The organism is Longispora urticae (assembly GCF_053902585.1).
Genome location: NZ_JAQZSH010000011.1, coordinates 26,813 through 51,003, shown reverse-complemented (window position 1 = coordinate 51,003; position 24,191 = coordinate 26,813). Strand labels below are relative to the sequence as shown.

Genomic DNA, 24,191 nt, shown 5'->3' with positions numbered 1-24,191 from the left:
CCCGCGCCCGGGCCGGGAGGTAGGCCGCTCAGCCAGGCCCGGCCCGGCCAGATCCGGCCCGGCGCACGGGCACGTGCGGCGACGAGCGGCCGGGCGGCCGGGCGTCAGGGCGACGGGTCGGCTCCCGGCGTCAGGGCGGTCCGGTCGACCAGGGCCGCGATGCCCGCCGCGTAGGAGTCGCGGTCGACGTCGCCGATCAGGATCCGCTGGAGCAGGTAGCCGTGCACCATGCCGAACAGCACCGCGCCGACCTGTGCCGCGTCGGCCCCGCTCCCGATCAGCCCGTCGGCCTGGGCCCGGGCGGCGAGGGCGACGAACCGTTCGCGGACCTTCCGGTAGACCTGGGCGACGTGTTCGGCCAGGTCCGGATCGCGCAGGGCCTCGCCCCAGACCTGCACGGCCATCCGGAGCGCGCCGTCGGGCCCGGCCTCGCGGTCGACAAGGTCGAGAATCGTCCGGTACAGCGTGCCGAGCGGCGGTAGCGGCCGCTCGACCACGACGGCGTCGAGCCGGCCGGTGATGTTGCCGATCGCGCCCTCGGCGATGGCCCTGATCAGGTCGTTCTTGCTCGGGAAGTAGCGGTAGACGGCGCCGACGGACAGCCCCGCCTCGCGCACCACGTCCTGCATGGTGGTGCTGTGGAAGCCGTTCCGCGCGAAGCAGACCCGGGCGGCGGCCAGGATCTGGCCACGGCGGGCTTCGAGGTGCGCTTCGGAGACTCGGGGCATGTCCCTGACGATAAAACGAACGTTCATTCTTGACAAATGGGAGTACCCGGGGAGAGGCTGGGGTTTCAGAGAACGAGCGTTCGTTTTAAGGAGTACCCCATGCTGCGGAAGGCCCTCGGGATCGCCGCCCTGGTCGTGGTCGCCCAGGCGCTGCTCGTCGCGTTCTTCGCCTGGCCGGCCGCGACCGCCGCCCCGCACGACGTGCCCGTGGTCGTCGCCGGCCCGGCCCCGGCCGCCGGCGCGCTCGCCGACCGGATCCGCGCCGCCCGACCCGGCGCGTTCGAGGTCACCACCGTGGCCGACGGGGCAGCGGCCGACGCCCGGATCCGCAACCGCGAGGCGTACGCGGCCGTGGTCCTCGGCCCCGCCGGCCCCAGCGTGCACGTCGCGACGGCGGCCAGCCCCGCCGTCGCGCAGCTGTTCACCCAGCTGGCCGCCACGCTCGGTCCGGCGCCCGCGCCCGTCGTGGACGTGGTGCCCGCCACGGCCGACGACCCGCGCGGCGCCGGGTTCGTGTCCGGCTTCCTCCCGCTGCTGATCACCGGGATCGCGGTCAGCGCGCTGCTGATCCTGCTCGTCCCGTCGCGCGGCGGCCGGCTGCTCGGCGTCGTCGGGTACGCGGCCGGGGCCGGCCTGCTCAGCGCCGCCGTGGGCCAGTACTGGTCCGGCACGCTGTCCGGCTCGTACCCCGCGAACGCCGCCGCGCTCGGCCTGCTGTCCCTCGCCGTGGCCGCCACGATCACCGGACTCGGCTCCGTGCTCGGTACCCGGGGCATCGGGGTGGGCGCGCTCGTCGTGTTCGTGGTCGGCAACCCGTTGTCCGGGCTGGCTTCCGCGCCGGAGCTGCTGCCGACGCCGTGGGGAGCGATCGGGCAGGCACTGCCGCCGGGAGCCGGGGCGAGCCTGCTGCGGTCGACGTCGTTCTTCGACGGGGCCGGGTCGGTGGGGCCGGCGTTGGTGCTGGCCGGGTGGGCTGTGGTCGGGGTGGCGTTGCTGGTGGCGGCTCGGTCGCCCCGGCGGGAATCGGAGGCCGTTGGGCGGGAGCTGGTGGCGGCGGCGCCGGCCGGCTAGGAGTGGACGATCGGGAGTGGACAGGTTCCGCACGCGCGACGGGGTGACCGCGCACCCTCGGGAGGGGCGCGGTCAAGCCGGGCGACCGGGGCGCGCAGTGACAGCTCCGGCGACCTGAGGACGTCAGGTGCCGGAGCCCGCTGTCGGTTGGCTCAGCGGTGGCGTGCGGCCGGCTGGCCCGCCTCCCGCGCCCGGGTCACCGCCCGCCCCACCTGTCCGAAGATCCGTTCACTGCCCGTGGTGAAGAGGAGCACCCACGTGCCCCGGTACTCGGCCCACAACTCCCAGCGCCGGCCCACCCGGAAGACGGCCGCCAGCCCGGTCGGTGGCGCCACCTCGATCCGGCCGAGTTCGGCGAAGGGGTAGCAGGCACCTGCGACTTCGACGCAACGTTCCGTGATGCGGACACCGTCGCGCTCGTAGTAGATGGTCATCGCCCGGCCCTCCAAGCGATAGATACTCAAGCGACAAGTGTGCGTCGCCGAGCCCGCGACGAACAGAGGACGGTCCGGTACTTGGCACACTCCGTGACCATGTAAGCCCCGCCAACCGTCGTGTCACCGACATCGGTGGCCGACTATGGCGTGGGCGCGCGCAACCGTCAGGCGGGGACGCGGGGCCGGGCCGCCGCCGCGCGACACCGACCCGGGCCGCGGGGACCCGGCTCACGGCCACCGCCGGTCAACGGCTCAAGGCCTCCGAGAGCAGCACCCGCCCCGCCAGGCTCCACTTCCGCAGCGTCGGCACCCGGGCCCGCCCGGCGAACACGTTGAAGTCCGCGCGCACGATCTCGTCGAGGATCCCCGCGTACAACCGCTGGGCGCTGCGGATGCAGGCGCGCGAACTGGGCTGGAGCAGGTCGATACCCGGTTCGGCGAGTCTGTAGTGATCCCGGGCGCGCTCCACTTCGTACCCGACGAGGCTCTGGATCTTCGGGGTGATCTCGCCGGAGGCAGCCGCCGCACGCAGGTCGTCCCGGCTGACCCCGAACCGCTCGAGATCCTCCAGCGGCAGGTACAGCCGGTCCCGGTCGAGGTCCTCCGCGACGTCCCGGATGAAGTTGGTCAGCTGGAACGCGATGCCCAACTGCCGGGCCGGCTCGCGGGCGGCGGCGTCGTCCACCGAGCCGAGCAGCGGCAGCATCAGGGTCCCGATGGCCGCCGCCGACCCGGCCATGTAGTCCAACAAACTGTCAAATGTCTGATAATCGACGATCGTCAGATCCATGGCCATGCTCTTGAGGAAGACCGCGAAGTCCTCCGGCGGCAGGTCGAAAACCCGGATGGTGTGGATCACAGCCGGCAGCAGTGGATCGTCGATCGGCTCCCCACGCAGCCCCGCCGCGAGCCGCTCCCCCCACGCTTCCAGGCGCTCAGCACGCCCGGAGACCCCGGGCGCGTCCACGAGCTCGTCCGCGAACCGGGTGAACCCGTACAGCGCGTGCACGTGCCGCCGTTTCCACGCCGGGAGCAGCCGGGTCGCCAGGTAGTAGCTGCGACCGTGGTGACGGTGCAGCAACCGGCAGCGTTCATACGCCTCGGCCAGCCTGATGCCCATCGTCACCCCCGGGGACCTACGGTATTCGTGTGCGCAGAGTAACCGGACCAGCCGAGCATGTCGTCGTTGTCGGTGCCGGGCTGGGGGGCCTGGCGTGTGCGCTGCGCCTCGCCGGCGCGGGGCGACAGGTCACCGTCATCGAGAAGTCCGAGATCCCGGGCGGCAAGGCCGGCCGGCTGAGCCTGGGTGGCTACGAGTTCGACACCGGCCCCACCGTGCTGACCGCCCCCGAACTGATCGCCGAGACCCTCGGCGCGGTCGGCGAGAAGCTGGAGGACTGGCTGGACCTGATCCCGCTCGGCCCCGCCTACCGGGGCCACTTCCCCGACGGCTCGACCCTGGACGTGCACACGGACACCGCGACCATGGCCGCCGAGGTCTCCCGGGTGTGCGGGCCGCGGGAGGCCGACGGCTACCTGCGCTTCGCGGAACACACCCAGCGGATGTACGAGCTGGAGCTGCGGCACTTCATCGACCGCAACCTCGACGGCCCCCGCGACCTGGTGTCCCTCCAGCTGCTGAAGCTGATCGGCATGGGCGGCTTCCGCAAGCTCGGCCCGGTCGTCGGCGACTACCTGCGCGACCCCAGGATGCGCCGCCTGTTCTCCTTCCAGTCCCTGTACGCCGGCCTGGCCCCCGCCGACGCCCTGGCCATCTACAGCGTGATCTCCTACCTCGACTGCGTCTCCGGCGTGTACTTCCCCCGCGGCGGCATCCACGCCCTCCCCCGCGCGCTCGCCGGCGCGGCCGAGAAGCACGGCGTCCAGTTCGTCTACGGCCAGACCGTCAGCAAGGTCGAACTCGCCGGCGACCGGGCCCGCGCCGTCATCACCTCGGACGGCACCCGGATCCCGGCCGACGTCGTGGTCCTCAACCCGGACCTGGCCTCGTCCTACCAGCTCCTGGGCCGCCGGGCCACCCGCCAGCTCCGCTACTCGCCCTCCTGCGTGGTCCTGCACGTCGGCTCCCGGGCCAGCTACTCCGGCATCGCGCACCACAACCTGCACTTCGGCAGGGCCTGGGACGAGACGTTCGACCAGATCATCAAGCGCGGGGAGGTGATGAGCGACCCGTCCCTCCTGGTCAGCAACCCGAGCCGCACGGACCCGACCCTGGCCCCCACCGGCCGCCAGTCGTACTACGTCCTCGCCCCGGTCCCCAACCTGCGGGTCGGCCCGGCGTGGGACGGACTGGCCGGCCGCCGGTACGCCGCCGAGCTGGTGGCGACCCTGGAGGCCCGGGGATATCTGGACTTCGGCGCCGAGATCGAGGTTTCGCACGTGGTGACCCCGACCGACTGGGCACGTGAGGGTTGCGAAGCTGGTACCCCATTTTCGCTTGCGCATACCTTTGGGCAGACTGGACCGTTTAGGCCAGCTAACCTGGCATCTGGGCTAGCGAATGTCGTGTTCGTCGGTGCCGGTACCCAGCCAGGAGTGGGCGTCCCGATGGTGTTGATCTCCGGGCGGTTGGCGGCGGAAAGGATCACGGGCTGATCATGCTGTTGCGCCGGGTACTCGCCGCGCTCCTGTTCCTGCCCCTCCTCGTCGCCTGCGACCGGACCTCCGCTGCCTGGCGCGACCCGAAACCGCCGCCACCGCCGCCCCCGGTCAAGACGACGCCGCCGCCCGCGCCCTCCCCCTCGCCACTCAACCCGTACGAGACGATCAAGACCACCGGGGGCCCGGCCGCCGCGCTGACCTTCGACGACGGCCCCGACCCGACCTACACGCCGCAGATCCTGGCCCTGCTCAAGCAGTACGGCATCAAAGCCACCTTCTGCGTCGTCGGCACCGAGGTCCAGGAGAACCCGGGCCTCGTCCAGGCGATCGTCCGCGACGGCCACACCCTGTGCAACCACAGCTGGCACCACGAACTCGGCCTCGGCTCCTGGTCCCCGGACGCCATCCGCGCCAACCTGTCCAGAACCAACGACGCGATCCGCCGCGCCGCCCCCGGAGCCCAGATCCGCTACTACCGCCAACCCGGCGGCGCCTGGAGCCCCACCCTGATCGACGTCGCCCGGACCCTCGGCATGCGCTCCCTGCACTGGTCCGTCGACACCAAGGACTGGACCCAGCCCGGAGCCGATGCGATCTACGCCACAGTCACCGCCCAGGCCCACCCCGGTTCCATAGTCCTGATGCACGACGCCGGGGGTAACCGCTCCGGCACCCTGAACGCCTGCCGACGCCTGTTTCCGCAGCTCAAGAACCAGATGCCCCTGGCAGCCATGCCCTGAGTTGGAGGTTCCGCGGGGCATCACGTATGCTTTCGAAGCCTCCAGCGAGGGCCTAGATGGAAGGCAAACGCGAGAGTCACGCACCATGTGCGATGATTTTCGAGCCGCCCCCATCGTCTAGCGGCCCAGGACGTCGCCCTTTCAAGGCGGTAGCACGGGTTCGAATCCCGTTGGGGGCACAGGTAAGATCAGTAATACCAGCAAGGTCCTGTGGAGCAGTTGGAGTGCTCGCCGCCCTGTCAAGGCGGAGGTCGCGGGTTCAAGTCCCGTCAGGACCGCAAGTTATAGCGTTAAGCTTTGCAGCGCACGGCCAGGTAGCTCAGTTGGTACGAGCGTCCGACTGAAAATCGGAAGGTCGGCGGTTCGACCCCGCCCCTGGCCACTTAGCTCTTCGCCGGGCTAAAGCTCTACGCCGACCGCGGCAACGCAGGTCGGCGTTTTGCTTTCCCCCTCCAGGCGACCCGGGCCGGCGGCGAGGGCATGTTCTTGGCTTTCGGGTGGTGCCGGATGCTGACATGATCGCCGGATGCCGGAGCCGGAGTTCCTCATGTTCATGTGCCCACTGTTGATGGCGCTCGGTTTCCTGGTCGGGATCGTGCTCGTCATCGCTCTGGCCGTGGACCGGTTGAACCCGAAGCATCCCCAGCATGACCGCCGCGAGCGGTCGAAGGTGACCTGGCACAACCCGTCCGGTCCGGTCGAGCAGAAGCCGGAGAACCACTGACGCCTCCACAGGAGCTACCGGGGAGAGCGGCCAGACGGCTCAGCGGCTGCGGCCCGGTGCGGGCGCCCCGCAGTACTATGTGGATCATGGAATTTGGGCTCTTGTGGGGTGTGCCACTCGTCGCGGTCGGGGTGCTGCTCTGTGTTCGAGGGCTCTCCGCCAAGCGGCCCCTGGTGCAGACGACTCAGATCGTGCTGGGGGTGCTGGCCGCGTTCGCCGGGATACAGCCGCTCCTCGGGGCGTTCGTGCACTGGACCAACATCTTCGACTGACCCGAGCCGGCCAAGCTGGCCGAACGAGCCGAACGAGCCGAACCGGCCCAGTGGGCCGAGTGGGCCGAGCCTGCCGAGTGGGCCGACTTTCCCAGCCGCTCGGCAACCCGACCGGTCCAGGTGCTCACGACACAGGCCACGAGCATGATCGACACCCAGTAGGCTCGGGCGGTGCCGCCCGCCGCGATCGCCCTCGTCGTTGCCGCCGCCTTCTGCCACGCGGGCTGGAACCTCGCCGCAAAACGTGCCGGTGACGGTGGCCCCGCGCTCCTCTGGCTGTCGACGGTCGTCTCGGCACTCCTGTACGCCCCGGCGCTCTTCTTCGTCCGGCCCAGTTTCACGCTGGCCGCCGTCGGGGTGATCTTCTGCAGCGCGGTGCTGCACCTGGGGTACTTTCTGCTGCTCCAGCGCGGTTACCGGGTCGGCGACCTGTCCGTGGTGTACCCGCTGGCCCGGGGTACCGGTCCGCTGCTCTCCGTCGGCGTCGCGGTGCTCGTGCTGCACGAGCGGCCGGGGTGGCTGGCGCTGGGCGGGGCGGTCGCGGTGGTGGGCGGCATCCTGATCCTGAGCAGCGGGCCCGGTACCGGGGACCGGGCGAAGCGGCGCACCGGGTTCGCGTACGGGCTGCTGGTGGGCGTGTTCATCGCCGGCTACACGCTGTTCGACGCGCACGCCGTGGGGCCGTTGGCGGTCGCGCCGCTGTTCTACGAGTGGGGCAGCAACGTGTTCCGGCTGCTGTTCCTCAGCCCGTACGCCGCGCGGAACCCGGGCAAGGTGAAGGACGTGTGGCGGCGGTACCGGAAAGAGGTCCTGATCGTCGGGGCCCTGTCGCCGCTCGCCTACATCCTCGTGCTGTTCGCCTACCGGATGGCCCCGGTGAGCCTGGTCGCCCCGGCCCGCGAGCTCTCGATCGTCGTCGGCAGCGTCTTCGGCTGGCTCCTGCTGCGCGAGCCCGACCCGGTGCGCCGCCTCCTGGGCGCGGCCGTCGTCCTGGGCGGCGTCGTAGCCCTCGCCTCGGCCTGACCCAGAAACCTCAAACATCAGAGGGTTACGAGTGGGGACCCGGCCCGGCACCTGAAGGCTGGAGCCCAGCACCTCCGGCGCAGCCCCGCCAGCTCGACGGCCGGAGCCCGGCGCCCGGCCCCGGAGTTCTCAACAAGCCTGACGGTGACGCCCAGCGGGGCAACCCGGAGCCCATCCCACCGGAACGGTCACACCCAGCGGGCCATCCCGCAGCCCCGCCCACCGCACAGCTCGCCCGCCGGGACGCTCCGCGCCCCGGCTCCCCCCGCTACTTCCGCAAGGTAGCGATAGCCGAGGTCACCAGCGCCCCCAGACAGGCCCGGATCTCCCCGTCCTGCACAGCGGCCCGGTACAACGCCCGAGCCGTGTCCTCTTCCCCGTTGGCATAGGCGCTGATGAACCGCGCCACCCACCGCAGGTCGTAACTCGCGCTCTCGATCCCGGGAAAATCCAGGGTCCAGAACTCGGCCTCCCCGGGCGGCTGGAAGTCACCCAGCATCTCGGTCACGATGGCCCCGGCCAGGTCATACACCGCCCAGGCGCCGTGCTCCGCGACGATCTCGTCGACCGAGCGCATGGCACCGTCGAGATCGCCGACCACCCCCGCCGCGAGGACCGCGTGCACGTGATCGCCGATCTCGTCAGACGCGCTGGCCGGGATCGATGTCATCAGCCGCAGGTTACTGCGACCGGTCAAGTCAGAGGGCCGGATTGGGTCGAATCGCACAGGTGAGTCGCGCGGTGCACAGCCGCCGGCCGCCGCTGTCGGAGATGACGATCTCGTACGTGGCCAGGGTGCGCCCGAGGTGGATCGGCGTGGCGACGCCGGTGACCAGTCCGGTGCGGGCGGACCGGTGGTGGGTGCAGCTCAGCTCGGTACCCAGGGCGATGCCCCCGGTCTGGCCGGCGTACAGCGCGGAGCCGATCGAGCCGACGGTCTCGGCGAGCACGGCGGAGGCTCCGCCGTGCAGTACCCCGTAGGGCTGGGTGTTGCCCTCGACCGGCATCGTGGCCACGACCCGCTCGGGGCTGGCCTCGGTGATCTCGATGCCCATCTTCTTGGCGAGGTCCCCGCCGGGGCTGATCTCGAACGACTCGGTCATTTCTTCTTCTCCAGAAAGGCAGTCATCCGGGCGTACTTCTCGGCGTCCTCGAACAGCACGGCCTGGCTGGCGAGTTCGATGTGCGGGTGCGCGCCCTCGGGGGCGTCGACCGCGAGTTTGGTGAGCCGCAGCGCGAGGGGCGAGGCCTTGGCGATGTCGTCGAGGATGCCGTGCGCGGTGGCGAGCAGCTCGTCGGGCGTGACCACCCGGGACACGAGGCCCGCGCGCAGTGCCTCCTCGGCGGGCATCCGCCGGCCCGTGAACAGCAGCTCCTTGGCGAGCCCCTCGCCGATCAGCCTCGGCAGCCGGTAGGTCGCGCCGGCGCCGGCCAGGATGCCGAGCCGGGCCTCGGGCTGGCCGAAGAACGCCCGGTCGGTGCAGATCCGCAGGTCGCACGCGTACGCGAGTTCCGCGCCCCCGCCGAGCGCCGGCCCGTCCACGGCGGCGATCGTCGGCAGCGGCAACTTGAGGATCCGCGCGAACAGGCCCTGGTTGATGGCGGCGAGCGCGTCGAGCTTGGTGCGCTCGCGGAGCTGGGCGATGTCCGCGCCGCCCGCGAAGATGCCGTCCGCGCCGCCGGTGAGGAGGAGCAGCTTGGGGTCGCGCTCCAGCCGGGTACAGACCGCGTGCAGTTCCTCGACGAGTTCGGCGTCGATGGCGTTGCGCTTCTCGGGGCGGTCGAGCGTGACGACCAGCCGGTCCTCGCGCTCGTCGATCAGGAGGCTGGCCACGTGTGGAACCCCTCGCCGGTCTTCTTGCCGAGCTTGCCGGCCGCGACCATGTCGATGAGCAGCTGCGGCGGCGCGAACCGGTCGCCGTACGCGGCCTGCAACGTGCGCGCGATGTCGAGGCGGACGTCGAGCCCGACGACGTCGGTCAGCTCCAGCGGCCCCATCGGGTGCTTGTAGCCGAGCTTCATGGCCTTGTCGATGTCGGCGGCGCTGGCCACGCCGTCCTCCAGCATCCGGATCGCCTCCAGCCCGAGCGTGACCCCGAGCCGGGAGGTGGCGAAGCCGGGCATGTCGCGGACGACGACCGGGTCCTTGCCGAGCCGCTCGGCCACGATCAGCGCGCGGGACCGGGCGTCGTCGGACGTCTCGTCGGCGATCACGATCTCCAGCAGCGGCATCGCGAACACCGGGTTGAAGAAGTGCAGGCCGCACAGTACGGCCGGGTCGGGCAGGCCCTCGGCGAGCGTGGAGATCGCGATGGAGGACGTGTTGGTGCCGAGCAGTCCGGGCTCGAGCGCGGCGGCGGCGGCCAGCACGGACCGCTTGAGCTCCAGGCGCTCGGGGACGGCCTCGACGATCACGTCCGGGTTGGCGGCGACCTCGTCCAGGGACCGGACCAGGTGCAACCGTTCGGCGGCGCCGTCGGCCGCGGACTGGGACAGTTTGCCCCGGGCCACCGCCTTGGCCCACAGGTCCCGCAGTCCGGCGACCGCGGCGGGCCCCCGGTCGGGGTCGGGTTCGACCAGTGAGACGACGTACCCGGCCCCGGCGGCGACGTACGCGATTCCCGCGCCCATCGTCCCGGCCCCGATCACCACGAAGCGTTCCAGCATGGGGCCGATTCTGCCCGCCCGGCACCGGGTCGCGCCATGAGCCCCGCCACGGCGCCCCGTCCGGCTCAGCCCCCGCCCAGCCTCCGGATCACCACAGCCAACAGAATCGCCCCCGCCACCACCAACGCCACCCGGAACAACAACCCGTTCCAGTGCACCCGGTGCCGCACCTCGGTGGGCGCCGCCGCGTCGGAGATCCCGAGCCCGAGCAGCCTCCCCCGCAGCATCCGCACCTCCTGCTCGCGGCGCTCCACCACCGCCACGGGGTCCCGGAACCGCCCGGCGACGTCGTAAACGGTCCCGGCCGGGTTTCCCTGCGCCCGGCTGATCGCCACCGCCAGCTTGGCCTGGGACATCTGCAACCGCCGCACCAGCAGCCCCGCCTTGAGCCCGGCCCGCGCCTTCGCGTGCCGCCGGGCCGCGTGCCGCTTCCGCGCGTGGCACAGCGTGTCGATCTCGCCGGTGGTGGCGAGCCCGGGGTCGTCGAGCTTGGTGAGGGTCTCGGAGTAGTACCTGGCCTCGCTGCGTTTGGCCGCGCCGACCAGGAGCAGGACGAGCAGCAGCCCGGGCAGTCCCTTGATGAGCAGGATGGCCGCGATGCCGCCGAGGCCGCCGCCGAAGCCGTTGATCAGCAGCGGCGAGTTCCAGATGAAGTGCAGGCCCCACGCGCCGAGGAAGGCGAGGGCTGCGATGCCGAGCCGGCGCCACCAGGGCCGGCGGACTGCGACGAGCGCGTAGCCGACGCCCGCGCCGGCGAGGGCGGTGAACATGGTGTGGCTCCACAGGCCGGACAGGAAGCCCCGGACCAGGAACGTCGCGATCACGGGGGACACGGTGTCCCCGTTGCCGGAGATGGCGACGGCGTACATGGCGTACATGAAGTTCTCGACGAGCTGGAAGCCGAGGCCGACGAACGCGCCGTACACGACGCCGTCGACGACGCTGTTGAGCTGGCCCTTGGCGAGCAGCACGATCATGAGCACGCCGAGTAGCTTCGCGGGTTCCTCGATGGTGGGGCCGACGATGGCCGGGGACCACTGGTCGGAGAACGCGGGCGAGATGACCTTGGCCAGGATGCCCTGCAACGCCTGCCCGCCGCTGACCCCGACGGCGGTGGCGACCAGACCGCCCCAGGCCAGGGCGGTGCCGATCAGGGAGACGGGTTCGGGTTCGAGGTAGTCGAGGCCGGTGACCAGCAGGGTGTACGGGATGGCGTACAGCCCGAAGAGCACCACGGCCAGGGCGGCGGCGCGCGGGTAGTTGACGAAGTTGGGGTAGCCGAACCGGCCGATCTGCCAGGCCCCGTACCCGATGACGGCCACGGTCACCCAGAGCGCCGGGCTGTGCCAGGTGAGGCGTCGTTGCCCGCTCTGCATGGGCCGGACGGCGGCGGTCACCCGAACCTCAGCCCGGCGAGGCTCTGTTCCACGGCGTCGACCTGTTCGGCGAGGGCCGTGCCGCTGACGGTGATCTGCACGCCGACCCCGTTGGCGACGTAGGCGGCGTAGATGCCGTCCCTGCCGGTGGAGGAGAAGGTGCCGCGCAGGCCGCGCACCCCCGCGTCGGTGCGCACCTCGCGCAGGTCGCCGGTGACCTGGACTCCGCGCTGGTTCTGCACCCGGGTCCGGAGCCGGTTGGCGAGTTCGTCGAGGTCGCTGGTGGTGGCCTTGACCTCGGCGCGGAAGTCGAGCCCGTGCAGGACGAGGGCGAGCACGCCCCGGTTGGGCAGGGTCCGGGTCACGTCGACCCGGGCGCCGACGGGCGGGGTGATGGCGACCCCCTGGCCGATGGCGAGTTCCTGCCCGGCGGGTAGCGGCCGGTCGGCGGGCAGTGCCCGGTTGATGGCGGGTAGTCCGAAGGCGAGGGACGCGAGCACGGCGAGAACCGCAAGCGTCCCCAGCAGGTTCGCACGCATATCGGCCTCCCCCACCGGTAGCGGCGTAATCGCTGAGGGTGAGCCTACAGGGCCGGTCGCCCAGTTTGGGGGCCCGACACAATCCACCTTCGAGACCCCAAACCTCCTTTCGGGGTACGGAAGGGAGCCGCTCCGGCCCCAGCGGCGTTCCCGCCGGGGCCGGCCCCTGCCGGAGAGTGACGGTCAGGCAGCCCCCGTGGGCGTGACGATCGCGCCCGCGCCCCGTCGGAGGTGACGGTCAGGCCGTGGTCCGGGCCGCGAGGCGGATCAGGTCGGCGATCTCGTCGGGGTGCGAGACGAGCGAGGCGTGCGAGCTGTCCAGTTCGATGGTCTTCCTGGCGCCCATCCGCTGGGCGAAGAAGCGCTGCGCGTCCGGGTGGATGCAGCGGTCGTTGCGGGACACCTGGTAGAAGCTGGGCACCGTCTTCCACGCGGGCTCGCCGGACGCCTCGGTGAACGCGGCGGCCGACAGCGGGCGCTGGGTGGCCGCGTAGATCGCGTTGTCCTTGGCGGGGACGTCCTGGGCGAACACGCTCTTGAACGACGCCCGGTCGATGTACAGGTCCGTCCCGGCGCTCCCGTCGGCCCCCACGTACGGCTGCGGCCGGACGGCCTTGGCCAGCGGCGTCTCCGGGTAGCTCCCGCTGATCCCGGCCAGGCTCTCGTCCTTGGCGAGCCCGAAGGCGGCGACGTAGACGAGGGCCTTCACGTTGGGCGTGCTGCGGGCGGCGTTGGTGATGACCGCGCCGCCGTAGGAGTGCCCGACGAGGATGACCGGGCCGGGGACGGCGTTGACCACGCTGGCGATGTACGCCGCGTCGCCGGCCAGGCTCCGCAGCGGGTTGGCGGGGGCGATGACGTCGTGTCCGGCACGGGTCAGCTCGCCGATCACGCCCTTCCAGCCGCTGGCGTCGGCGAACGCGCCGTGCACGAGCACGACGGTCGGCTTGGGGCGGTGGCCCCCGGTGGCGGCGGTCTCGGCGGAGGCTTCGGTGGGGTTCATGGTCGCTCCCAGGGTCAGGGCCGTGGCGGCCAGGCCGGACCCGACCAGGACCCGCCGGCGGGAGAGGTTCACGACGTTGGTGTCCGTCATCGGGCCACTCCATTCTCGTGAGAGACAGAACGTTCTGTCTCTCTGGTTGATCAAGATAGCTCCGGGGGCGCCCAGCGTCAACACGGTGCATGAACGGGCTGTTAACGTGTGGCCGTGGACACAGCGAACCCGGCCGCCGAACAGCCGGCGCAGCCACGCGACCGGCTCGTGGCCACCGCAGCCCGGCTCTTCTACGCCGAGGGCATCCACGCCGTCGGGGTCGACCGCCTGACCTCCGAGGCCTCGGTCACCAAGGCCACGTTCTACCGGCACTTCCCCACCAAGGACGACCTGGTTCTGGCGTACGTGCGGGGCGAGGACCTCGCGATCCGGTCCGCTGTGGACGGCACGGGCGCGCTGGCCCCCGACGCGGCGCTCGACGCGATCTTCGCCGGCCTGGGTGCCATGACGTGTGGGCCGCAGTTCCGGGGCTGCCCGTTCATCAACGCCGCCGCCGAGTACCCGGATCCGGAGCACCCGGTCCGCGCCGCCATCGACGCGCACCGGACCTGGTTCCGCGACGCCCTGGCCACCCGGCTGGAGAGCGCGGGCCACCCGGCCCCGGAGGCCACGGCCGGCGCGCTGATGCTGCTCCGCGACGGCGCCCTCGTCGGCGGCTACCTCGACGACGCCGAACAGATCCGGGCCACACTGCACGAGGCCGTGACCGCGCTGACGGCCCCACCGCGGGACCCGGGCGAGACTCCGCCCGACGCCGGCCAGACGCCGCCCGCCCCGGGCCGGACACGGAACCCGGCGACCCCGGTCCAGGCCTAGAGCCCCCCATGCCGACCGAACCGGGACGCCGGGAGCGCAGGAAACGGGAGACCAGGGTCGCCCTGGAGAACGCGGCACTGCGGCTGTTCGCCGAGCGCGGCTACGAGCAGACCACGGTCGAGGACATCGCCGAGGCGGCCGACGTGGCCGTGCGGACCTTCTTCCGGTACTTCTCGTCCAAGCAGCACGTCCTCTTCGGCGACGTCGCGCACGACATCGCGGGGCGGCTCCGGGCCGGCTTCGAGGCCCGCCCGGCCGACGAACCGGCGATCGAGGCGGTCCGGCACGCCCTGGAGGCCCTCAGGCTCAACGACGAGGAGCGGCAGCGCCAGATCGGGGCGCGCCTGGACCTGATGGCCCGCCAGCCGGCCCTGCTGGGCTCCTACTACGCCGTGTTCGCGGAGCTGACGGACGTGGTGGCCGAGTACGCGGCCCGGCACGGCGGGCAGGACGTCAACGACCTGTACCCGCAGCTGGTGGCCGTGGCGGCCATGGGTTCGGTCCAGGCGGCACTCAGCGTCTGGCACGCCGGGCGGGGCGCGGCGGGCCAGACGCTGGACGACCTGTGCCGGGAGAGCTTCGAGACCCTGATCTCGGGCCTCGAACCACGCTGACCCGCCCGGCGGGCCTGAACCACGCCGGACCCCCGGCGGGCTCGAACCACGCCGACCACCCGGCGGGCCCGGGCCACACCGACCCGCCCGGCGTCAGCCTCAGCCCCCGTTGATGGAGCGTTTCACCTCGGTGCGCCACAGCCCGGTGAACTCGGCCAGCGACACCCCGAGCGTGTCCCGCATGGCCTTGTCCCGGGTCTCGTAGCTGGTGTCCTTCACGTCGGCGAACACGACGTTGAGCTTGAGCAGCTTGTCCTTGCCGTACCGGTCCGCGATCATCATGCAGGCCAGCCACGCGAGGGTGTAGTTCTCCCCGTCGTCGTCGTAGAACGTGCGGGCCCACGGCAGCTCGTCGAGGTTCTTGCCGACCAGGTGCTCCTTGGCCCACTCCGGCCTGATCTGCATGTTCGTCTTCATGCCGCTCTCGACGAACTCGGCCGTGCCCTCCACGATCCAGCTCGGGGTGAAGCCCTTGTCGACCGGCTGCATGGCCACGTGGGTGACCTCGTGCACCATGATCGCCTCGATCCGGCCGTCGCCCTTCTCCAGCGACCCGGGGTTCATCATGACCAGCGGACCGGAGTCCTCCGCCGGGGTGCCGGGGTTCGCGCTCCACGCGGGGATCCGGTCCTGCCGGGTGGTGGCGAAGGCGGAGAACTTGTCGCCCTTGCCCTTGCCCCAGTACTCGTCGTAGAGCTTCTTGTCCCGCACCGCGATCGCGTAGACCTTGCCGGGCCAGCCGTCCGGGCGGAACTTCTTCACCTCGCGGATCGAGTCCTCGATCAGGTTCGACCAGCCGCCGGCCCGGTCCTCGTCGGCCGGGGAGTAGATGAGCACGGCGTTGGCGGTGACCCGCACCGAGATCGGGTCCTGCTGCCAGGGCTGGGTGCCGAAGCCCGGCGGCATGGCCATGTCCAGGTCGCCCGGCTTGGCCTCGCCGACGAGCATCCACTGCTCGCCGACCCGCCCGAAGATCGGCACGTACGGGGTGGCCGTCTCGACCGAGTCCACGCCCTCGATCTTGAACTTCGTGGACACCGCCGGCAGGTACACGATCTTGCGGTACTTCGCCGTGAGCTCCGGCTTCGCCGACAGGTAGTACCTGGCTGTCTCCATCGAGTAGCTGAAGGACGAGAACGGCATCTTGACCAGGTTCTCGTACTGCTTCGTCTGCGCCTCGAGCAGCCCCGGCTGGGACTTGTCGATGTCGGCGAGGAACGCGTCCTTGTTCTTGTCCTTGACGGCCTTCGCGCGGCGGGCGAGCAGTTCGGTGACGGCCTTGTCCCGTTCCGCCTTGACGACCCCGGACAGGTACAGGCTGCCGGCGGGGGCGTTCCTCCGGTCCGTGGCGACCTTGACGCCCGCAGCCGCGACGCCGGACCCGGCGAACAGCAGCGCGAGGACCAGGCCGATGACCGTCAGCACCAGCGGCGCGCGGCTCGGCCTCGGCGGAGTCGGCTGCCAACCGGGCTGCGGCTGCCAGCCGAACGGTGCCTGCGAGCCGGGCTGAGCCGGGTCGCCGGGCGCGGCCGGGATCCCCGGCTGGGGCTGCCAACCGGACCCTGCTCCTGGCTGGGGCTGCCAACCGGGCCCCGCTCCGGGCTGGGCCTGCCAGACCGGGTGGTTCGGCGACCCGGACAGGGGCTGCCCGCCGGGCTGCGGCTGCCACACGGGCGCCGGCTGCACGCCGGGCTGCCCGGGCTGCTGCTCGGGCTGTACCTGCCAGGCGGCCTGGTCCTGCCCCTCCTGCGGCCGCTGCCATCCCTGGTCCTGCGGTGCGGTGGGCACGTCCTGGCCCTGCCCGGCCCGGTAGGGGCCGTTGACCGGTCCGAGACCGGGCGCGGGGGAGTCACTCATGCTGGGGCCTATCGGTGTGAGGGGTGGCAGGTCAGCCTGCCGCGACGGTGTCCTGGACCACGTTGTGCCACTGGGCCGTGAAGTCTGCCAGGGAGATTCCCAGCACCTCCCTGAAGCCCTGGTCGGCCGTTCCGGTGTTCTTCGCGAACCATTCGTACAGTGCGAGGAGGCCGCGTTCGCCGTACCTCGTCGCGATCAGCTTGCAGGCCAACAGGGACAGGTCGTAGTTCTCGACGGTCTCGTAGAAGGTGTCATCAGCGGGCAGGCGGGACAGGTCCGCTGTGGAGAGGTGCTGCTTCGCGTACGTCGCGCCCAGCACATCATCGCCGAACTCGACGTACACCGCTGTCCCCTCCACCAGCCAGCGCGGGGTCGCGTCGGCGGTGACCGGGTTCATGGCCGCGTGGGTGAACTCGTGCGTGATGGTGGTCATGAGCTGGTCGTCCGGGTGGTCGAGTTCATCCGGGTTGACGAGGATGACGGTGCCTGCGTACCCCGCGCTCTCGCCCGGGGTCCACTCCGGAACCCGGTCAAACTGGGCGGCGGCGACGGCACCGACCCTGGCGGCCTCGGCCCCCAGGTACCCGTCGATGATCTTTCTGTCCCGCACAGCGACAACGAACACCCGTCCCGACCAGCCGTTCGGTCGGAATTTCAGCACCGTGTCGAGAGCGGACTCGATCCGTCCGGCCCACGTGTCGGCCTGCCCCTCGTCCTGCGGGGAGTGCACCAGGACGCCGCGGGCCGTGCCGCGCACCGCGATCGCCTCGCCCTGCCAGGGCTGGGCGCCCGTCCCGAACGGCAGCGGTGTGTCGACGTCCGCCCCGGTCGCCTCGCCGGCCAGCGCCCACCGCCCGCCCGTCCACGCCAGGATCGGCACGTAGGGGGTGGCGACGTCCGCCGTGTCGACGCCGGCGATCCGGTGCCGGACCGTGACGCCGGGCAGGACGACCCTGCCCTGGTACGCCGCCGCGAGCTGCCCCTTCGGCTCGTACCGGGCCTTCGCCAGGGTGTAGGTGAACACCGTCAGCGGCAGCGCGGTCAGATTCCGGAAGGTGCGGGTCTCCGCCGCGACGAGTGCGGGCCGGGCCGCGACGTCGGCGAGGTAGCCGTCGAGGTCGTGGTCGCGCACCGCCTTCGCCCTGCGATCCAGGAGCGCCGTGAACGCGGCGTCCCGGGTCGCGGGATCCGTCGCCGGCAGGAAGCCGGTGCCGGGTGCGGCACGCGCGCCGAGCACCGCCCCGCCCGCGCCCAGAACGAGGGCGAGAACAAGAGCGACGACGACACGGGTACGGCGCACGGGCATCCCAGTGGGTGAGGGCGGACATGCCGGAGGGGCGCGCCGTAGTTCACGGCCACGCCCCTCACCAGCGGCTCCAGGGTTATCAGGGGTCCTGGAGCAACTGCGCTACTCGCCCGTACGCTGCTGCGGGATCTGCCCCTGCAGCAGAGCGCGAACCTCTGACTCACGGTAACGGCGGTGCCCGCCGAGCGTGCGAATTGCGCTCAGCTTGCCAGCCTTTGCCCACCGGGTGACGGTCTTCGGGTCGACGCGGAACATCGACGCAACCTCAGCCGGGGTGAGCAGCGGCTCGGGCTCGTGAGTACGAGATGCCATCGGTCACTCCTCCACAAGTGCTCTCAAACGTGGCCGGGGTCCCGCCGACCAACGCCGTTCCATCGTCCGGCCTGTCCGCGATGTCGGACATGGCCCGAACGGTTGAAGCCATGTAGCCGGACGGCGGATCATTGGCTAATTTATGTGGATATGTCGCTCTTCGATGGTCACGAATCAGTTACAGCGTTCTAACAGTTGGGTCTCACGCCAGAACTCAACCAGTTCTTCATAGGCCGCTCCGGCCCCATTCAGGTCCCCTTCGGCCATCGCGGCGACCCCGTTGGCCGCCAATTCGGCCGACCTGTCCGCCATCAGCTTGGTCTCGGACATCAGTCCGGCGAGGCCGCCGTAGTCCAACTCGAGGATCGAACCGGGGTGGAACTCCTCCAGCCAGCGGACGGTGTCGGCCAGCTCGGAGGTCACCGGGCCGTCCGGCAGCGCCCGGCGGAGGATCGCCAACGCACGGTGACCGCGGCGGCGGGCCAGGGAGATCGGCGTCCGGAATACGACAGAACGCTCGGGAAGGAGGTTTACCTCCCGTTCCGACGGCTCCACGAACACGAACCAGCGGATCGGCACCATCCAGTTCGAGGACTGCTCGTGCAGCCGGGGCGCGTTGCCCGGCTCGGAGACGGACGCCCGCCAGCCGGCCAGGGCGGCCTCCGCCGCCTCCGCCAGCCGGGACGGGACGAACGCGTCGGCCAGCACCGGGGGCACCCCGTCGCGGACCTCCAGCGCCGACTCGGCGACCCGGACCCGCAGGTTCCACGGACAGACGAGCGGCGGACTGAGGTCCGGCTCCGTCTTCCACAGCAGATAGGCCTCGTCCTCGTCGGGCAGGCGCGACCAGCCGGCGCCCAGGGACTCGAGGATCAGGGTGCGCTGCAGCCCGGGGCCGGTGCTGGTGGACACCGCCCTGCCGGACTTGGCGTAGCCACGCCAGTAGCGTTGCCGCTCGCGGTCGAACGCGGCGAGCGGCTCGTAGACCCGAAGAAAGCTGGCAAACGGAGACGACACGCGCCCGATCGTCGCACGTTGTGGGACCGCACGGGTGGCAAGCCACCCGTTCGATCGGGCGGTCTATCGTGCGAATACCCCGGCACCACCCCGCCGGGCCCGTCGGAAGGCCCCAGAAGGGCCGGCCAAACACAGGAGTTTGCGATGGGCGTATTCACCGCCGACACGGGACACGAGCAGGTCGTGTTCTGCCAGGACAAGCAGTCCGGACTCAAGGCCGTAATCGCGATCTACTCGACCGCGCTCGGCCCGGGACTGGGCGGGACCCGGTTCTACCCCTATGCCACCGAGGAAGAGGCCCTGCACGACGTGCTGGAGCTGAGCCGGGGCATGGCCTACAAGAACGCCCTCGCCGGGCTCGACCTCGGCGGCGGCAAGGCCATCATCTGGGGCGACCCGGTCGCCGACAAGTCCGAGGCGCTGCTGCGCGCCTACGGCCGGTTCGTCGAGTCCCTCAACGGCCGGTACTACACGGCCTGCGATGTCGGCACGTACGTCCAGGACATGGACATCATCGCCAAGGAGACGAAGTACGTCACCGGGCGCTCCGTGGAGAACGGCGGCGCCGGCGACTCCTCCATCCTGACCGCCTGGGGCGTCTACCAGGGCATGCGCGCCGCCGCCGAGCACAAGTGGGGCACCCCGTCCCTCGCCGGCCGTACGGTGGGCGTGGCGGGCCTGGGCAAGGTCGGCAAGTACCTGGTCCGGCACCTGATCGAGGACGGCGCCTCCGTGGTCGCCACCGACCCGTACGAGCCCGCCCTCGACTGGGTCCGCGCGACCTACCCCCAGGTCGAGGTCGTCGCCGACACGCTGTCGCTGATCACCACCCCCCTCGACGTGTACGCGCCCTGCGCCCTCGGCGGGGCCCTCAACGACGACACCGTGCCGGTCCTGACCGCCAAGGTCGTCGTGGGCGCCGCGAACAACCAGCTCGCGCACCCGGGCGTCGAGAAGCTGCTCTCGGACAACGGCGTGCTGTACGCCCCCGACTACCTGGTCAACTCCGGCGGCGTCATCCAGGTCGCCGACGAGATCGCGGGTTTCAACTTCGAGCGGGCCAAGGCGCGGGCGACCCGGATCTTCGACACCACGAAGCAGATCCTGGCCCTGGCCGACACCGAGAACATCTCGCCGGCCGCCGCCGCCGACCACCTGGCAGAGCGTCGGATGGCTGACTGCGGTCGGCTGCGCACCATCCTGCTGCCCTGACCGTCGGCCAGGTGTGACGTCGTTAACCCGGTGGGATTGCTGGGCAGTTCGGACAAAAGTAACTGAACTGCCCGTGATCCCCCGGGCGCGCCGGTGGGGCGAGATTTTGCAAGTCGCCTGGGCGCTGTAGTGTTGTCTGCACGAGATAACCTGACGTCTTCGGGGCCCGCCTCTTTGGGGCCGCCCCGTTCTTCTGTGCGAGGGGGTCGGCCATGGGGCGCGGCCGTGCTAAGGCCAAGCAAGCGAAGGTGGCCCGGGAGCTGAAGTACTCCTCCCCCACTACGGACTTCGACAAGCTGCAACGCGAGCTGGCAGGCGGAGACTCGCAGCCAGCCGGGGAGCGCGACGACCTCGACGAGGACGACGACGACCCCTGGGCACCCACCCAGCGCTGAGCACCGCACGTCAGCTTCACCAGTCATTGCGAGAGCGCGCCGTCCGACCAGGGCGGTGCGCTCCGTCGTCGGCGCGGAGTAGCATCGACCCGTGCATGATGATGCGGCTAACCGTATAGCAATCCGCCGGGCGCGTACTTCGGACGTGCCCGGCATCAAACGCCTCATCGACATGTACGCGCCGGACCGCCGACTCCTCACCAAACCGGCGGTCACCCTGTACGAGACCGTGCAGGAGTTCCGCGTCGCCACCCGGGCCGACAGCGTCGTCGGCTGCGGCGCCGTGCACGTCTTCTGGCGGGACCTGGCCGAGATCCGCACCGTCGCCGTGGACCCGACCCTGGCCGGGGCCGGCATCGGGCGCCGCCTCGTCGCCGAGCTGCTGGACACCGCCCGCGACCTGGGCATCCGGCGGGTCTTCGTCCTCACCTTCGAGGTGGACTTCTTCGCCCGGCAGGGGTTCGCCCCGATCGAGGACAGCCCCATCGACTCCTCCGTGTACGCCGAGCTGCTCCGGTCGCACGACGAGGGCGTGGCGGAGTTCCTCGACCTGCAGCGGGTCAAGCCGAACACCCTGGGCAACACCCGGATGCTGAAGCTGCTCTGAGCAGGGCTGGGCCGGGCGCAGGGCTCCGGCGCGCCGCGTACCCGGAAAAGGGTCTGGAAAGGCCCCCACACGGTGTGCGGGGGCCTTGTCCGTGCTGACTAGCCCCGGGTGTAGTCGCCCATCATCTGGACGACGCCGGTGCCCTCGACGACCTCGCCGACGACCCAGGACTCGACGCCCCGGGCCGTGAGCAGGGCGAGCGCCCGGTCCGTGTCGGCCGCCGAGACGACCGCCATCATCCCGGTACCCATGTTGAAGGTCCGCTCCATCTCGGCCAGTTCGATCTTGCCCTTGGCGTGCACGAGCTCGAAGATCGGCTGCGGGCGCCAGGTCGAACGGTCCACGACGGCGTCCATGGTGTGCGGGAGGACCCGGTCCAGGTTGCCGGGGATGCCGCCGCCGGTGATGTGCGCGAACGCGCGGACGTCGCACTCGGCGATCAGCTCGAGGCAGTCCTTGGCGTAGATCCGGGTCGGGGTGAGCAGCTCCTCGCCGAGGGTGCGCTGGGTGCCCAGCTCCTCGACGACGGACTCCAGGCGCATCCGGCCCACGCCCTGGAGGACGTGCCGGACCAGGGAGTATCCGTTGGAGTGCAGGCCGCTGGAGCGCATCGCGATCACGGTGTCGCCGAGCTGGACCCGCTCCGGGCCGAGCACGAGGTCGGCCTCGACGACGCCCACGGCGGTGCCGGAGATGTCGTACTCGTCGGCGCGCATCACGCCCGGGTGCTCGGCGATCTCGCCGCCGACCAGGGAGCAGCCCGCGTACCGGCAGCCGTCGGCCATCCCGCCCGCGATCTCCGCGATCCGGGCCGGCACGACCTCGCCACAGGCGATGTAGTCCTGCATGAACAGCGGCTCGGCCCCGCAGGCGACCAGGTCGTCCACGATCATCGCGACGAGGTCGATGCCGACCGTGTCGTGGATGCCCATCTGCTGGGCGATGACGAGCTTGGTGCCCACGCCGTCCGTGGAGGAGGCCAGGAGAGGCTGCTTGTACTTCTGCACGTCGAGCTTGAACAGCCCGGCGAAGCCGCCGATCCCGCCGACCACCTCGGGCCGGTAGGTCTTGCGGACCTTGCTCTTCAGCAGCTCGACGGCCTCTTCACCAGCGGTGATCGAGACACCCGCGTCCGCGTACGAGGGCCCGCCGCGGCGCTTGCCCCCGTTCCACGGCTCCCGGATCTTCTTCACGTCCTCGGTGGCGTGGGTCATGACTCTCCCCTATGAGGGCCGGTGGTCAGCGAGGAGTCCTCGCGACGCTTGCTGAGGGTTTCCAGCAGGTGCTTGCCGAGCAGGTTGTCCTGCGGCAGCTCGATCGGGTACTCCCCGTCGAAGCAGGCCCTGCACAGCCGGTTCTTCGGCTGCTCGGTGGCCGCGACCAGGCCGTCGATCGACACGTAGCCGAGCGAGTCGGCGCCGATCGAGCGGCGGATGCCGTCGTTGTCCAGGCCGTTGGCCAGGAGTTCCGCGCGGGTGGCGAAGTCGATGCCGTAGAAGCACGGCCACTTCACCGGCGGGGAGGAGATCCGGACGTGCACCTCCAGGGCGCCCGCCTCACGGAGCATCCGGACGATCGCCCGCTGGGTGTTGCCCCGCACGATCGAGTCGTCGACGACGACCAGGCGCTTGCCGCGCACGATGTCGCGCAGCGGGTTCAGCTTGAGCCGGATGCCCAGCTGGCGGAGCGTCTGGGACGGCTGGATGAAGGTCCGGCCGACGTAGGCGTTCTTGACGAGGCCGACGCCGTACGGGATGCCGGACTCCTGGGCGTAGCCGATCGCGGCCGGCGTGCCCGACTCCGGGGTGGGGATGACCAGGTCCGCGTCGACCGGGAACTCGCGGGCGAGCTGGCGGCCGATGTCGACCCGGGCCGCGTACACGTTGCGGCCGGAGATCGTGGCGTCCGGGCGGGCCAGGTACACGTACTCGAAGACGCAGCCCTTCGGGTCCGCGGCGGCGAACCGCTCGGACCGCAGCCCCGCCTCGTCGATCGCGATCAGCTCGCCGGGCTCGATCTCCCGGACGACGCTCGCGCCGACGATGTCGAGGGCCGACTTCTCGCTGGCCACGACCCAGCCGCGCTCCAGCCGGCCGAGGACCAGCGGGCGGACGCCCTGGGGGTCACGGGCCGCGTACAGCGTGTTCTCGTCCATGAAGACGAGGCTGAACGCGCCCTTGACGGTGGGCAGCACCTTCATCGCGGCGGCCTCGACCGACAGGTCCGGGTACCCCGCGAGCAGGGTGGCCAGGCTGCCGGTGTCGCTCGTACCCAGCTCACCGGGGCTGATCTCGGCGGCCTGCGCTGCGAGTTCGGCCTTGTTCACCAGGTTGCCGTTGTGGGCCAGCGCGATCGTGGTGCCCGCGCTGGTGGACCGGAGAGTCGGCTGCGCGTTCTCCCAGGTGGAGTCGCCGGAGGTCGAGTAGCGGGCGTGGCCGATCGCCAGGTACCCGTGCAGACTTCCGAGGGTGGACTCGTCGAAGACCTGGGAAACGAGACCCACGTCCTTGTACACGGTCACGCCGGTGCCGTCGCTCACCGCGATGCCCGCAGCCTCCTGGCCACGGTGCTGCAGTGCGTACAGCCCGAAGTAACTCAGTTTGGCGACCTCTTCGCCGGGGGCCCAGACGCCGAAGACCCCACAGGCGTCCTGTGGTCCCTGGTCCTGGGGGTCGAGGTCATGGGTCAACTGCCCGTCGCCTCGGCGCACGTGCCGCTCCTCGCAGAGAGGGGGAATAGCCGTCGTCCGTGAGTCTACGCGAGCCCCTGTGCTGGCCAGAGAGCCACCGCTGAGCCGCTTTT

General features: G+C 71.1%; 27 protein-coding genes and 3 tRNA genes. 14 read left to right on the top strand and 16 right to left on the bottom strand.

Annotation, left to right across the window (positions count from 1 at the left end):
• Positions 1–104: 104 nt before the first annotated feature.
• Positions 105–728 carry a TetR/AcrR family transcriptional regulator gene (locus PT931_RS05225; protein ID WP_456244546.1) on the bottom strand — a complete coding sequence of 208 codons (624 nt, stop codon included), beginning with the start codon at positions 726–728 and terminating at the stop codon, positions 105–107.
• Between the two features lie 99 nt (positions 729–827).
• Between PT931_RS05225 and PT931_RS05220 the strand changes: the two genes are divergently transcribed.
• A complete protein-coding gene (locus PT931_RS05220; protein WP_456244545.1) occupies positions 828–1,799 on the top strand; it encodes a hypothetical protein in 972 nt (323 codons plus the stop codon).
• Between the two features lie 152 nt (positions 1,800–1,951).
• Here the strand turns inward: PT931_RS05220 and PT931_RS05215 are convergent, their stop codons facing one another.
• Positions 1,952–2,263 carry a DUF6232 family protein gene (locus tag PT931_RS05215; protein WP_363729288.1) on the bottom strand — a complete coding sequence of 104 codons (312 nt, stop codon included), beginning with the start codon at positions 2,261–2,263 and terminating at the stop codon, positions 1,952–1,954.
• Between the two features lie 217 nt (positions 2,264–2,480).
• Positions 2,481–3,356 carry a phytoene/squalene synthase family protein gene (locus PT931_RS05210; protein WP_456244544.1) on the bottom strand — a complete coding sequence of 292 codons (876 nt, stop codon included), beginning with the start codon at positions 3,354–3,356 and terminating at the stop codon, positions 2,481–2,483.
• 29 nt (positions 3,357–3,385) lie between these two features.
• Here PT931_RS05210 and crtI point away from each other — a divergent pair, with 29 nt between their 5' ends.
• From crtI to PT931_RS05170, 8 genes are all read left to right on the top strand, one after another.
• A complete protein-coding gene (gene crtI, locus PT931_RS05205; RefSeq protein ID WP_456244543.1) occupies positions 3,386–4,852 on the top strand; it encodes a phytoene desaturase family protein in 1,467 nt (488 codons plus the stop codon).
• Between the two features lie 2 nt (positions 4,853–4,854).
• Positions 4,855–5,598, top strand: a complete 744-nt coding sequence (locus tag PT931_RS05200; protein WP_456244542.1) for a polysaccharide deacetylase family protein — start codon at positions 4,855–4,857, stop codon at positions 5,596–5,598.
• A 106-nt stretch (positions 5,599–5,704) separates the two neighbouring features.
• Positions 5,705–5,777: transfer RNA gene (locus tag PT931_RS05195), tRNA-Glu, on the top strand.
• A 25-nt stretch (positions 5,778–5,802) separates the two neighbouring features.
• A tRNA-Asp gene (locus PT931_RS05190) sits at positions 5,803–5,876 on the top strand.
• A 30-nt stretch (positions 5,877–5,906) separates the two neighbouring features.
• Positions 5,907–5,980 (top strand) — tRNA-Phe (locus tag PT931_RS05185).
• A 144-nt stretch (positions 5,981–6,124) separates the two neighbouring features.
• Positions 6,125–6,322 (top strand): hypothetical protein, encoded by a 198-nt coding sequence (locus PT931_RS05180; RefSeq protein ID WP_456244541.1) that lies wholly within the window; start codon positions 6,125–6,127, stop codon positions 6,320–6,322.
• Positions 6,323–6,408: 86 nt separating this feature from the next.
• Positions 6,409–6,594, top strand: a complete 186-nt coding sequence (locus tag PT931_RS05175) for a hypothetical protein (RefSeq protein ID WP_456244540.1) — start codon at positions 6,409–6,411, stop codon at positions 6,592–6,594.
• Between the two features lie 171 nt (positions 6,595–6,765).
• The gene (locus PT931_RS05170) at positions 6,766–7,617 is read left to right on the top strand and encodes an EamA family transporter (protein ID WP_456244539.1); all 852 of its coding nucleotides are present in this window, start codon (positions 6,766–6,768) and stop codon (positions 7,615–7,617) included.
• Between the two features lie 268 nt (positions 7,618–7,885).
• Here PT931_RS05170 and PT931_RS05165 read toward each other — a convergent pair whose 3' ends face one another.
• The 7 genes from PT931_RS05165 to PT931_RS05135 all read right to left on the bottom strand — a co-directional run bounded on the left by PT931_RS05165 (position 7,886) and on the right by PT931_RS05135 (position 13,292).
• Complete coding sequence (locus PT931_RS05165; protein WP_456244538.1) at positions 7,886–8,287, bottom strand: hypothetical protein; 402 nt, start codon at positions 8,285–8,287, stop codon at positions 7,886–7,888.
• 28 nt (positions 8,288–8,315) lie between these two features.
• Positions 8,316–8,720, bottom strand: a complete 405-nt coding sequence (locus PT931_RS05160; protein ID WP_363729261.1) for a hotdog fold thioesterase — start codon at positions 8,718–8,720, stop codon at positions 8,316–8,318.
• Complete coding sequence (locus PT931_RS05155) at positions 8,717–9,451, bottom strand: enoyl-CoA hydratase/isomerase family protein (protein WP_456244537.1); 735 nt, start codon at positions 9,449–9,451, stop codon at positions 8,717–8,719. Before PT931_RS05155 ends, PT931_RS05160 begins: the two co-directional genes overlap by 4 nt.
• On the bottom strand, positions 9,436–10,284 hold the full coding sequence (locus PT931_RS05150) for a 3-hydroxyacyl-CoA dehydrogenase family protein (RefSeq protein WP_456244536.1): 849 nt from the start codon (positions 10,282–10,284) through the stop codon (positions 9,436–9,438). Before PT931_RS05150 ends, PT931_RS05155 begins: the two co-directional genes overlap by 16 nt.
• A 65-nt stretch (positions 10,285–10,349) precedes the next feature.
• On the bottom strand, positions 10,350–11,681 hold the full coding sequence (locus tag PT931_RS05145) for a PrsW family intramembrane metalloprotease (RefSeq protein WP_456244535.1): 1,332 nt from the start codon (positions 11,679–11,681) through the stop codon (positions 10,350–10,352).
• Positions 11,678–12,199 carry a hypothetical protein gene (locus PT931_RS05140; RefSeq protein ID WP_456244534.1) on the bottom strand — a complete coding sequence of 174 codons (522 nt, stop codon included), beginning with the start codon at positions 12,197–12,199 and terminating at the stop codon, positions 11,678–11,680. The genes PT931_RS05145 and PT931_RS05140 overlap by 4 nt, the downstream gene beginning before the upstream one ends.
• Before the next feature lie 238 nt (positions 12,200–12,437).
• Complete coding sequence (locus PT931_RS05135) at positions 12,438–13,292, bottom strand: alpha/beta fold hydrolase (protein WP_456244533.1); 855 nt, start codon at positions 13,290–13,292, stop codon at positions 12,438–12,440.
• A gap of 114 nt (positions 13,293–13,406) precedes the next feature.
• Here PT931_RS05135 and PT931_RS05130 point away from each other — a divergent pair, with 114 nt between their 5' ends.
• Entirely contained in the window at positions 13,407–14,069 is a 663-nt protein-coding gene (locus PT931_RS05130; protein WP_456244532.1) for a TetR/AcrR family transcriptional regulator, read from the top strand.
• Positions 14,070–14,077: 8 nt separating this feature from the next.
• Positions 14,078–14,683, top strand: a complete 606-nt coding sequence (locus PT931_RS05125) for an acyl-CoA-like ligand-binding transcription factor (RefSeq protein ID WP_456244531.1) — start codon at positions 14,078–14,080, stop codon at positions 14,681–14,683.
• 99 nt (positions 14,684–14,782) lie between these two features.
• Here PT931_RS05125 and PT931_RS05120 read toward each other — a convergent pair whose 3' ends face one another.
• The 4 genes from PT931_RS05120 to PT931_RS05105 all read right to left on the bottom strand — a co-directional run bounded on the left by PT931_RS05120 (position 14,783) and on the right by PT931_RS05105 (position 19,175).
• Positions 14,783–16,540, bottom strand: coding sequence for a hypothetical protein (locus PT931_RS05120; RefSeq protein ID WP_456244530.1), 1,758 nt, complete (start codon positions 16,538–16,540; stop codon positions 14,783–14,785).
• A 31-nt stretch (positions 16,541–16,571) separates the two neighbouring features.
• A complete protein-coding gene (locus tag PT931_RS05115; RefSeq protein WP_456244529.1) occupies positions 16,572–17,840 on the bottom strand; it encodes a peptidase MA family metallohydrolase in 1,269 nt (422 codons plus the stop codon).
• Positions 17,841–17,948: 108 nt separating this feature from the next.
• Positions 17,949–18,158, bottom strand: coding sequence for a BldC family transcriptional regulator (locus PT931_RS05110; protein WP_197006137.1), 210 nt, complete (start codon positions 18,156–18,158; stop codon positions 17,949–17,951).
• A gap of 174 nt (positions 18,159–18,332) precedes the next feature.
• Positions 18,333–19,175: a hypothetical protein gene (locus tag PT931_RS05105; RefSeq protein ID WP_456244528.1), complete on the bottom strand. Its 843-nt coding sequence runs from the start codon at positions 19,173–19,175 to the stop codon at positions 18,333–18,335.
• 144 nt (positions 19,176–19,319) lie between these two features.
• Between PT931_RS05105 and PT931_RS05100 the strand changes: the two genes are divergently transcribed.
• The 3 genes from PT931_RS05100 (at position 19,320) to PT931_RS05090 (ending at position 21,389) form a co-directional block, all read left to right on the top strand.
• On the top strand, positions 19,320–20,387 hold the full coding sequence (locus PT931_RS05100; protein WP_456244527.1) for a Glu/Leu/Phe/Val family dehydrogenase: 1,068 nt from the start codon (positions 19,320–19,322) through the stop codon (positions 20,385–20,387).
• A 212-nt stretch (positions 20,388–20,599) separates the two neighbouring features.
• The gene (locus PT931_RS05095) at positions 20,600–20,782 is read left to right on the top strand and encodes a DUF3073 domain-containing protein (protein ID WP_363729249.1); all 183 of its coding nucleotides are present in this window, start codon (positions 20,600–20,602) and stop codon (positions 20,780–20,782) included.
• 91 nt (positions 20,783–20,873) lie between these two features.
• On the top strand, positions 20,874–21,389 hold the full coding sequence (locus tag PT931_RS05090; protein WP_456244526.1) for an amino-acid N-acetyltransferase: 516 nt from the start codon (positions 20,874–20,876) through the stop codon (positions 21,387–21,389).
• A gap of 98 nt (positions 21,390–21,487) precedes the next feature.
• Here the strand turns inward: PT931_RS05090 and purM are convergent, their stop codons facing one another.
• Entirely contained in the window at positions 21,488–22,603 is a 1,116-nt protein-coding gene (gene purM / locus PT931_RS05085; RefSeq protein WP_363729247.1) for a phosphoribosylformylglycinamidine cyclo-ligase, read from the bottom strand.
• Positions 22,600–24,099 carry an amidophosphoribosyltransferase gene (purF, locus tag PT931_RS05080; protein WP_363729246.1) on the bottom strand — a complete coding sequence of 500 codons (1,500 nt, stop codon included), beginning with the start codon at positions 24,097–24,099 and terminating at the stop codon, positions 22,600–22,602. The genes purM and purF overlap by 4 nt, the downstream gene beginning before the upstream one ends.
• Between the last annotated feature and the right edge of the window lie 92 nt (positions 24,100–24,191).

Excerpts from the sequence above, each read along its gene's own strand:
- PT931_RS05225 (WP_456244546.1), bottom strand. The coding sequence starts at position 728 with ATGCCCCGAGTCTCCGAAGCGCACCTCGAAGCCCGCCGTGGCCAGATC.
- PT931_RS05220 (WP_456244545.1), top strand. The coding sequence starts at position 828 with ATGCTGCGGAAGGCCCTCGGGATCGCCGCCCTGGTCGTGGTCGCCCAG.
- PT931_RS05210 (WP_456244544.1), bottom strand. The coding sequence starts at position 3,356 with ATGGGCATCAGGCTGGCCGAGGCGTATGAACGCTGCCGGTTGCTGCAC.
- PT931_RS05200 (WP_456244542.1), top strand. The coding sequence starts at position 4,855 with ATGCTGTTGCGCCGGGTACTCGCCGCGCTCCTGTTCCTGCCCCTCCTC.
- PT931_RS05180 (WP_456244541.1), top strand. The coding sequence starts at position 6,125 with ATGCCGGAGCCGGAGTTCCTCATGTTCATGTGCCCACTGTTGATGGCG.
- PT931_RS05175 (WP_456244540.1), top strand. The coding sequence starts at position 6,409 with ATGGAATTTGGGCTCTTGTGGGGTGTGCCACTCGTCGCGGTCGGGGTG.
- PT931_RS05165 (WP_456244538.1), bottom strand. The coding sequence starts at position 8,287 with ATGACATCGATCCCGGCCAGCGCGTCTGACGAGATCGGCGATCACGTG.
- PT931_RS05160 (WP_363729261.1), bottom strand. The coding sequence starts at position 8,720 with ATGACCGAGTCGTTCGAGATCAGCCCCGGCGGGGACCTCGCCAAGAAG.
- PT931_RS05150 (WP_456244536.1), bottom strand. The coding sequence starts at position 10,284 with ATGCTGGAACGCTTCGTGGTGATCGGGGCCGGGACGATGGGCGCGGGA.
- PT931_RS05140 (WP_456244534.1), bottom strand. The coding sequence starts at position 12,199 with ATGCGTGCGAACCTGCTGGGGACGCTTGCGGTTCTCGCCGTGCTCGCG.
- PT931_RS05135 (WP_456244533.1), bottom strand. The coding sequence starts at position 13,292 with ATGACGGACACCAACGTCGTGAACCTCTCCCGCCGGCGGGTCCTGGTC.
- PT931_RS05125 (WP_456244531.1), top strand. The coding sequence starts at position 14,078 with ATGCCGACCGAACCGGGACGCCGGGAGCGCAGGAAACGGGAGACCAGG.
- PT931_RS05120 (WP_456244530.1), bottom strand. The coding sequence starts at position 16,540 with ATGAGTGACTCCCCCGCGCCCGGTCTCGGACCGGTCAACGGCCCCTAC.
- PT931_RS05110 (WP_197006137.1), bottom strand. The coding sequence starts at position 18,158 with ATGGCATCTCGTACTCACGAGCCCGAGCCGCTGCTCACCCCGGCTGAG.
- PT931_RS05100 (WP_456244527.1), top strand. The coding sequence starts at position 19,320 with ATGGGCGTATTCACCGCCGACACGGGACACGAGCAGGTCGTGTTCTGC.
- PT931_RS05095 (WP_363729249.1), top strand. The coding sequence starts at position 20,600 with ATGGGGCGCGGCCGTGCTAAGGCCAAGCAAGCGAAGGTGGCCCGGGAG.
- purM (WP_363729247.1), bottom strand. The coding sequence starts at position 22,603 with ATGACCCACGCCACCGAGGACGTGAAGAAGATCCGGGAGCCGTGGAAC.